Genomic DNA, 8,247 nt, shown 5'->3' on the forward strand with positions numbered 1-8,247 from the left:
ACACGGCGAGATGCTGCGGATCGAGGTCGATGTCGTTCACGTCGCGGTCGGTGCGGCGCCACGACAGCGTCGCATCGAGATTCGTCACGCCCGCCGGGCTCAGATCGAGCGCGTAGTTCCAGCCGAAGATGTGACTGAGCGTGCGGCCGTACTCCAGCGCCGTCGTCCCAACTACCTGCTGGTATTCGGAATCCGAGAACGTGTAGCTGAAGGTATGGCGGCCGAACGGCACCGCCAGCGAGCCGACGATCGCGTTGCTCTCCAGGCTGTCGATGAAGTTCAGGCTGAGCGACTCCTGCAGGCCGAGCAGGTTGTCGGCCTCGACGCCCGCGCGGTAGCGCGTGACGCCGGTCGCCGAACTGCCGTAATTGTCGACGCCCAACGTGGTGTACAAACGGTCGCCGGGCTGGTTCGCAATCGCAACCACCGAATCACCCGGGCTCTGACCCGGCAGGATCTGCACCTGCGCCTGGTTGCGCCGCAGCCGGTTGATCTGCGCCACGCCCTGATCGAGATCCCCGAGGTTCAGTGCATCACCCGGCGCGGCGGGAAACGCATTCTGGTAACCCGCATCGGTCAGCCAGCCCCCACCAGCCGACGCCTGATCCTTCGCAAGCCGCTGGATGGGCCGGCCGTTCACCGTGAACGCCTCGATGCGGCCGACCTGCACGGTCACCGTGAGCGTGGCCGTGCCGAGGTTCTGCGGACCCAGCAGGGCGCGCGTGGTCACATAGCCCGCCGACACGAACGCATCGGTGAGCCGCTTGAGCAGCACATTGATCCGGTGCGCGCCCAGCGCGTGCCCCGTGAACGGCGCGATGATCGCATCGAGCGTCGCCTGCGGCACCCCGGTGGGGTTCACGAACGCGCTGCCATTCGGGCCGCCGAGCATGATCCGGCTCACCTGGAAGGTCGGCCCCGTTTCGGCAATCTGGTCGACCGGTGTATCGGGCGGAATCTCCAGCGTCGTTCCCGCCTCCGGGGCCGGCAGCGTGATCGAGGCGGGCGGCTGGTTCAGTTGCTGCTGTCGCGCCCGCGCGCGCTGCTGGTCGATCAGCTGCTGCGCCGGGTCCTGAACCGGGCGCACCGGCGGCGCAGGCGGTGCGCCCGGCACGGTCTGCGCGTACGCCCGCTGGTTCAGGAAAATGGCAGCGACCAGCGCAGCCACGGCCAGCAACAGCGTCCACCATGCAGCCCGGATGAATTCCACCAACGCGCGCATCAATACCACCACCACGTCGTCAGGCCCAGGTGCTGGCCGATCTGCACCGGCGTGCTCGACGGCGCGCGCACGGTGGTGATGCCGCCGGTGGCGCTGGTTCCCTTGCCGCCCGAAATGTAGCCGCCATCGATCACGCCGTCGCCGACCAGCGTGACCAGGCCGTCAGCAGCGAAGCCGCCACCCACATCGGTCGCAAGGATCTGCGCCCAGGTGCTGCCGAAAAACGCCTTGAAGCCGCGATCCTGGTTGATCGCCGAGTAGCCGGTGACGCCCTGCGCGTAGGTGACCGGCGCGGTGACGCTGATATCACCCTTCGCGTACACGGTGCCGCCGATGTTGGCTGCGACCGTGCCGGCGTTGATCGAGATACTGGCGCCGGTCTGGATCGTGCCGCCGTACGACGCGACGTCGCTCGACGCGCTCGCATGACAGACGATCCAGCAGCCGCGCGAATAGCTTGCCTGTCCGGCGAACACGGCCGCGTTGGTAAAGGCCTGCTGCGCGGTGATTGTGATATCGCCATCGTTGGACTGGATCAGGCCGCCCGTGTTGGAGACATTGCGGCCGGAAATGGTGATGGGGCCGCTGTCCGACGCGATTGATGCCAGCTGGTCGGGCTGGCTGACCGCGCCGTAATCGACGTCGAAGCCGCTCGTCGTGTGCGTGAAAAACAGGAAGCTGCCGCCGGCATTCGAATACGCGACCGGCTGGCCGTTGGCCGTGCCGTCCGTATGGTCGATGAGGTTCGAGACATCGCCCTGCGCGGCGAGACTCACGCCCTGGTTGCCCAGAATCCGGGCGTTCTCGTTGGTGATGTCGCCGGCAGCGTTCAGCGAAAGGACACCACCTTGCGCAAAGATGACCCCGAGGTTCGCACCCGTCGACCGGTTGGCGATGCTGCCGCCTGCATTCAATGTCAGGCCATCGCCAACGGGGGTGCCGTCCGCTGACAGGGCACCCGCCTGGATCACGCTGCCCGTGTTCGAAATGTCGCCCGCACTGGTGAGGCTCACGGCATTGCCTGCGCTCAGGGTCGAGGGGCCGATCGCGTCATCGGTCAATGCGATGCCGTTCGCGTTGACGGTCACACTGTTCGCCGCGCTGGCCTGTGCACCCTGCAGCGACAGCGCGCCTGGTGTCGTGATCCGGATATCGTGCGCGGCCGTGATCGAGCCGTCGGTAACACCGACAGCACCGCCGCCCGCGTTCAGCGTGACATCGCCGCCGCTGGTCGTACCGTCGGCTGTGACCATGCCTGACGCCTGGATCACGCTGCCAGTACTGACGATGGCCGCCGCACTGGTCAGATTGACGGCGTTGCCCGCCGTGACCTTCGAGGCGCCGGTCGCGTCGCCGGACAGCGTGATGCCGTTCGCGTCGACCGTGACACTGCCCGGAGCATTAAGCACGGCGCCCTGTAGCGAAACCGCACCCGACGTGGCGATACTGACATTGCCCCCCTTGGCCCCGATCGAGCCATCGATGACACCAACGTCGCCATTGGCCGACACGACGACGTCGCCCGCCGTCGCATAGAGCGACCCGAGACTGCGCACGCCCGCGCCCTTGTCGGTGACGATCAGTTCGACACGCCCGGCCGTCAGGCCACCCAGCGCCGTAATGTCGACCGCAAAACCGGGGCTGTTCGTACCGGGCGAGGTGAGGCCAGTCAGCCAGTCGTGACCATTGTCGGTCGGCGAAAAGCCCGTGTCCCAGGTGGTCGTGCTGTCTCCCACGATCGCGCGAACGCCGCCGGTGGAACTGGTGTAGTCGTTGGTCACCGGTCCGTTGACGGCAAGCTGCTTCGAGACCAGGTCGAGGTTGACCAGCGTGCCGGACAGGCCGCCGGCACCGATCGTGATCGTGCCGCCGTTCGTCGTTAGCACGACATTGCGCTGAGTGATGCCGGGGGCAAGCGTCACGTCATTGAAACTGACCTGCCCGGTGGACAGCACGACATGACCAGCGTTCACGAAGCTGCCACCGTCGACCGTGATGCCATTAGGGTTCGCCAGAATCACGTTCGCGCGCGGTCCCAGCACCCCGATCGCCCCCTGGATCAGCGACGGGTTCGTGCTGGTGACCTGGTTGACGATCGTCTGTGCGTTGACGCCGGTGTTGTTCAGGTCCGCGCCCGGCTTGCCGACGTTGAACGACGAATAGGTGTTGTGCGAGACACCGCCAAATGCCGGCGCAATGTTCACGGTCTGGTGGCCGTTGGCAGCGGTCGAGATTGCTGTCGCGGTGCCGCCGTCGGCGACGATTCCAGCGGCAACAGCAGCCTGCGCGAACGCTGCCAGTGTCAGGACACAAAGGGTCCCTGGGGCGAGCGAACGCCTGCGCACTCCTGATTCACGTAGATACATAAATTTCAAGCTGGAATTAAAAGGTCGTGCCGGCGTGACACCCGCCAAAGGCGGCATTGTTGGTGGCCGCCCCGCCGCAGCCGAACATTGCGCAGCCACCAGCGAGCAGGATCGCTGCTGCGGCAAGGAGCGAAATCAGCAGGGAAGTGAGGCGCATCGAATGCTTTTCAGTGGGTGGCCGACGGGCCGGGAAAGACCAGCACGAGCATCAGATTCAGAAAGCCCCATGCGAATAGCAGGGCCAACGGAATGAGCGCAAGCGCCACGACGACAAGGCGACGGCCCGACCATTGTCTTGAGCGGGGCGCATCAGCCGCAACGCGTCGCAGCTCAATCATCCATTTCATTTCGCCCGAAGTCTGAAAGTCCGTCTGTTCTCTTTGCATATTCAACGAGAGCACCCCAAGATCGGCTTGCCAATTTTTGACATAATTTTACGTTTTGCACTGCTAAGGTGACTTCATGTGGACTGGATGACTTTTTCCGTGCCACGTCATCCCTTCGCAGCATCGCCGTCAACGGTGATGGCATTCGGGTCGTCATCAAATCCGGCGTTGGAAAGGCCTCTCCGACCAGCTTAGCCTCCGTTGCGATAGTTACTTACCAATCCCTCACGCCATGCCGGGACCAAGTGGTCAAACGGAAACAGGGGGGAACACCCTCCGTCCATCAGATCTTCAATCGGCCTTGCCCACAAATGCTGCAGAGGTGCTTCAAATTTTTTGATTCCGTCAGCGCTACGTAAACCTACTACCGCAATATCGTTGCTCTTTTCGCAATAAATACACCACTCACCGACATCGGAGGCGCAAGCGTACCGATCAACTCTATAAAGCCAAGCATCCGCAGGACCACCAGCACGTAGCTCGTCGCCATACTCTTTGCCAAAAACTGCCTCGTCAAGGAAGAGTGCTGCCACATTCTCAAGCTCAAACACTTCCGTCTTATCGACGTTGAGAAGACATGCAACCTTTGCGTGTTCAAGACGCAGTAATTGGCACATTGCGTCCATAAATCCTGACTCGAAAATCCGATCGGACTCGAAAAAGAGGAAATGCGTCCACTCCCCGATGAAAACACGTTCAGGTAGCAGCTTATCGAAGTCGAGCGATCGCATCACAGTGTCGAATGCTTTGCGCCGAGCAGCGTTGTTCATGTGCGCTTCCATCGCGTCCCGCCCCATCACTATTGCCCATTAAGACTGAACTTTGCTGATGCCCCGCCCGGCCCAAAGTACTGAGCTCCTACCTCGCCCGTGGACGTTCGTGTATAGACAGTGTAGGTAGAGGTTCCATTGCTCAATACCGTGAAAGGACCGTTTTTGTTTGTGCCTTGGTTAGTGACACTGTACCCGTTCGAAACCAAGTTTGACTCAAACTGCTCAGCCGTAACGTTGGTCTGCACATTTTGGTATTGGCTCCCAGGCCTAGTAATCGACGTGTTGTATGTCGAGGACGGACCCTGTTGTACGCTGTTTGTGGCAAGTTACACCTTGACGGAAATCAAAAAATCGGCGCCGAGTTCTTTCTGCAATTGCTCGGCAAGCTGAACACCCTTCGCTCTGAAGGCGGCCGCTGCTTCCGAACTTTTGAAGCCGGAGCTTGCGGGGTCCGACATATCCAGCGTTTCATCGAACACTCGTGCCCAGTCTACGAACTGTTGCTTAAGTTCCACCGAGATGGGCAATGTATTCGGGTCGATGTCGCCGTACATTCCAGGTGACATATCCCATAGAGGATGGCATTGATAGTCAGCCATTACCTTGATCTTTCTCATTTGCCGCTCCCCCTCGGATTCGCACCCACGATAAACCCATTGCTTCCGACTGTAACTGCGATCTTTTGTTGTTGACCATTCACCGTCACTTCATAGATAGGTCGACCTGTACCCGAGCCTTGATAGCCAACGATGTTTCCTTCCGTTACGGCTTGCATTACAACCTCGGGAATTTGTGCTGGCGACACCCCCATGTTCGCAAACTCTGCACCATGTTCTTCAATGATGTGTTGCAGACCGGCGCTGGAACTGCCGGTTTCGAGGAAAACAACTTGCCCACTCGGTGTTGTTCCAGTCGCGACAACATTTTGCGGCGTGAATTTCACACCATTCGCCGCAAGCGTGTCGAGATCTGCCTGACTAACCGCCGTGTTTGTGGCTACTCGATGTCAAGCTTGTGGCCGCCTTTAGCGAAGTCAGCTTTTATATCGTCCAATATGAGTTGCTTCTCTGTCGGCGAAATCCGAATGGCCTGATCTGGCGGGTCCCAGAAACCGATGGTATCCGAGTAGACGACAAAGCCTAGCTTGTCGTTCCCGGGGAAGAACATCTCGCCCCCCACCGTTGCAATCCGGTCCATGATTTTCACCTTGATGTGCCCTCGTGATACGTCAAGAATCGTTACTTGCCTCGCGTAAAGATGACCTTGCTTGCACCCGTTGCAGGGTCGATAGTTGTGATCTGGGTCACCTTGGGATTATTCATCAACGCTGGCAATTCTGCCGTTTCCCAAACGTTGCCCGGCCTGAGATTCGAGCCGATGACTGCGCGCACGGATCCCGATGCTCCTGCCGCATACTGCGCGGAAATGTTTTGCCAAGCTTGCACCACCGAAGGATTCGACGCGTCCCATGCTGGCATTTGCACTGTTTGTGGCAACAAGTCCCTACCTCTCACGTCGGGAGATCAGCGTGCAACTTGGCCCATTTGCTAACTATACAAGCATGCCCTCAGCCGATTCTGAATATCAGCAGTTTCCTCGGAGATAAAGCAACGTTCCGATATGCGAACTTCCATAATCCCCTTCGCTGGTTCACTCGTTTGAGGCCACTCCGTTGAATTCAAACGGTTCTTATGATCTCGTCCGACTCGATCCCAAAACAATTCGCTCAACCACATGACCGCTCCGACAGCCTCGACGTAACCTGATCGCAACACCCAGCGTCCCGGGTTACGGGACGTGTCAATCTCCATCTGCTCGAGCGGAGGCGGCAGGCCATTCGACTTCATGGGCAAATGCGAGAAGTCACGGCCGGTGACTTCATATTCAATTGGATCTTTCGCGTTCTGCCAGTGGTTGTATTCGACATCCGCCACCCATCCCTCGACAAATCCGTCCAATTCGACAAACGGGATCATCCATGCTTTCCAATCACCCGCCACATTTGCCACCTTCTCACGGATCGAAACGAAACAATGGTCATAGGACCCGGCCACCCCATATCGGAGAGAAAGGTCCGCCGTCTCCAGATGTCCCCATGTGCCTTTCGTCTCGACCTGCTTCCGGAGGGAGGTCGTCGAGATGGTCCTTCGTCCTTCGGTGAAAGTCGTTTGAATACCGAGCGCCTGCATCCTGCAAATGAGGAGGTTGAGCGCATCGAGTGGTGCAACGGAACCAGTTCTTGGCTGAAATTTCACCTTATCTTCGCCCAAGATCATCTCTGCTGAATCCGTAGGGTCCTTCAGCATAAAGACGAGCGTCAATTCCTCTGTTCGGTCACGTTTTGTCATGGATATACCATAATCCTTACGGTAACGCCTTGCTGGGCACCATAGCTAATTAATTGTTGGGCTGCTGCGGCGCCACCAGGTTGCACACGCATATCCAAGACCATGTTTGCCGGAGATCCATTGACCGTCGCGTTACTCGAACCAAGCTGGTCAATCACACCCTCCATGCGCGGAAGCCATGTCGATCCAGTCGTATCGACAGTCTTCAGGCTCACCAGCGTGTTTCCATTCTGGAAATCGACGAGCGGGAAATAGCCATTATTCTCAGCACCAACCTGATACCAGCCATTAGCGGCACTGTATTCGGTCTGAGCGAGTTGCGATTCGATAGTAACACCACGGGCTATCGGATTAAGGCCCCACACGTTGGCGCCAGTTGCCGCCGTGTTTGTGGCAACGGCGACATTGGCCAAAGTTCCGGCTTCCTCTGCAGCAAACGCGCTCTCCGCTCCCTCGATAAGCCCTTCTTCCTCGCCCGCAGTGCCACCAATGTCTGCATTCATCGACAGCATTGCCATGACCTGCAGCCCCGTCGGCGATGCGATCCAGTCTCCGATGTTCGTGCCGACGCTCGAAACGGCGTTAGTGAGCAGTTGCGTGCAGCTCTGCGGGTGACCCAGACAGTTATTGATCGCCTCGTTCTGAGCGGCGAACGCGCCCGCCTCGACATTCTGTCCTGCCAGCCCCGCGAGCGCCCCTCCGGCGAACGTCGCGAAGGCTGCGATCGCAGCAGCCTGTCCTGACGTTACATTCGGATCGCCACCCGTGATGGCACTGGCAACGTACGGCGTCAGTGCTGCACTCACTGCGCCGCCAATGGCTCCGCCCGCGCATCCTGTGCCGCTCGCCGCGCTGGCCGCGCAGCCCAATGCCGCATGGGCGGCGATATAGCCAACTTCACCCGGCACGCCAGTTCCGAAAGCATTCGCATCATTCGCGGTACCGATATCGTAGGCACCAGCGGCCGCCACATCAGAGACCGCATCGTTTTTCAGGGCGGTCAGGAAACTACCACCTTCAATCGCCGTCTGAGCGCTTGCCTGGATTACCGCTTCAGCGTAAGCGGTAATTTCGGCTCATCTGGAACCTGCGGGTGAGAGGGAACAAGATTGCGTCCGCAGCTTACACATTGCGGACGCAACTTATGACTGA

Annotated in this window: 11 protein-coding genes; all 11 read right to left on the minus strand. The window is 59.6% G+C overall.

Features of this window, described 5'->3' with window-relative positions; genetic code table 11:
* Positions 1–1,222: ShlB/FhaC/HecB family hemolysin secretion/activation protein (locus P3T23_RS46550; RefSeq protein WP_429322766.1), on the minus strand; the 1,222-nt coding region annotated here is incomplete at its 3' end.
* On the minus strand, positions 1,222–3,528 hold the full coding sequence (locus tag P3T23_RS46555) for a filamentous hemagglutinin N-terminal domain-containing protein (protein WP_429322774.1): 2,307 nt from the start codon (positions 3,526–3,528) through the stop codon (positions 1,222–1,224). The genes P3T23_RS46555 and P3T23_RS46550, both read right to left, overlap by 1 nt.
* 76 nt (positions 3,529–3,604) lie before the next feature.
* The gene (locus P3T23_RS46560) at positions 3,605–3,745 is read right to left on the minus strand and encodes a hypothetical protein (RefSeq protein WP_429322767.1); all 141 of its coding nucleotides are present in this window, start codon (positions 3,743–3,745) and stop codon (positions 3,605–3,607) included.
* A gap of 10 nt (positions 3,746–3,755) precedes the next feature.
* On the minus strand, positions 3,756–3,926 hold the full coding sequence (locus P3T23_RS46565; RefSeq protein ID WP_429322768.1) for a hypothetical protein: 171 nt from the start codon (positions 3,924–3,926) through the stop codon (positions 3,756–3,758).
* Between the two features lie 239 nt (positions 3,927–4,165).
* On the minus strand, positions 4,166–4,744 hold the full coding sequence (locus P3T23_RS46570) for a hypothetical protein (RefSeq protein ID WP_429322769.1): 579 nt from the start codon (positions 4,742–4,744) through the stop codon (positions 4,166–4,168).
* Between the two features lie 329 nt (positions 4,745–5,073).
* Complete coding sequence (locus P3T23_RS46575; RefSeq protein WP_429322770.1) at positions 5,074–5,364, minus strand: hypothetical protein; 291 nt, start codon at positions 5,362–5,364, stop codon at positions 5,074–5,076.
* Positions 5,361–5,690, minus strand: a complete 330-nt coding sequence (locus P3T23_RS46580) for a hypothetical protein (protein ID WP_429322771.1) — start codon at positions 5,688–5,690, stop codon at positions 5,361–5,363. Before P3T23_RS46580 ends, P3T23_RS46575 begins: the two co-directional genes overlap by 4 nt.
* 53 nt (positions 5,691–5,743) lie before the next feature.
* The gene (locus tag P3T23_RS46585; RefSeq protein WP_429322775.1) at positions 5,744–5,983 is read right to left on the minus strand and encodes an Imm74 family immunity protein; all 240 of its coding nucleotides are present in this window, start codon (positions 5,981–5,983) and stop codon (positions 5,744–5,746) included.
* A gap of 2 nt (positions 5,984–5,985) precedes the next feature.
* The gene (locus tag P3T23_RS46590) at positions 5,986–6,246 is read right to left on the minus strand and encodes a hypothetical protein (RefSeq protein WP_429322772.1); all 261 of its coding nucleotides are present in this window, start codon (positions 6,244–6,246) and stop codon (positions 5,986–5,988) included.
* A gap of 48 nt (positions 6,247–6,294) precedes the next feature.
* A complete protein-coding gene (locus P3T23_RS46595) occupies positions 6,295–7,095 on the minus strand; it encodes a hypothetical protein (protein WP_429322773.1) in 801 nt (266 codons plus the stop codon).
* Complete coding sequence (locus P3T23_RS46600) at positions 7,092–8,165, minus strand: DUF637 domain-containing protein (protein WP_429322776.1); 1,074 nt, start codon at positions 8,163–8,165, stop codon at positions 7,092–7,094. The genes P3T23_RS46595 and P3T23_RS46600 overlap by 4 nt, the downstream gene beginning before the upstream one ends.
* Positions 8,166–8,247: the final 82 nt, after the last annotated feature.

This window comes from Paraburkholderia sp. GAS448 (assembly GCF_050435685.1).
Lineage (GTDB): Bacteria > Pseudomonadota > Gammaproteobacteria > Burkholderiales > Burkholderiaceae > Paraburkholderia.

Bases quoted from the DNA above. Each gene is read 5' to 3' on its own strand.
- P3T23_RS46560 (WP_429322767.1), bottom strand. From the start codon at position 3,745: ATGCGCCTCACTTCCCTGCTGATTTCGCTCCTTGCCGCAGCAGCGATC.
- P3T23_RS46565 (WP_429322768.1), bottom strand. From the start codon at position 3,926: ATGATTGAGCTGCGACGCGTTGCGGCTGATGCGCCCCGCTCAAGACAA.
- P3T23_RS46570 (WP_429322769.1), bottom strand. From the start codon at position 4,744: ATGAACAACGCTGCTCGGCGCAAAGCATTCGACACTGTGATGCGATCG.
- P3T23_RS46575 (WP_429322770.1), bottom strand. From the start codon at position 5,364: ATGAGAAAGATCAAGGTAATGGCTGACTATCAATGCCATCCTCTATGG.
- P3T23_RS46595 (WP_429322773.1), bottom strand. From the start codon at position 7,095: ATGACAAAACGTGACCGAACAGAGGAATTGACGCTCGTCTTTATGCTG.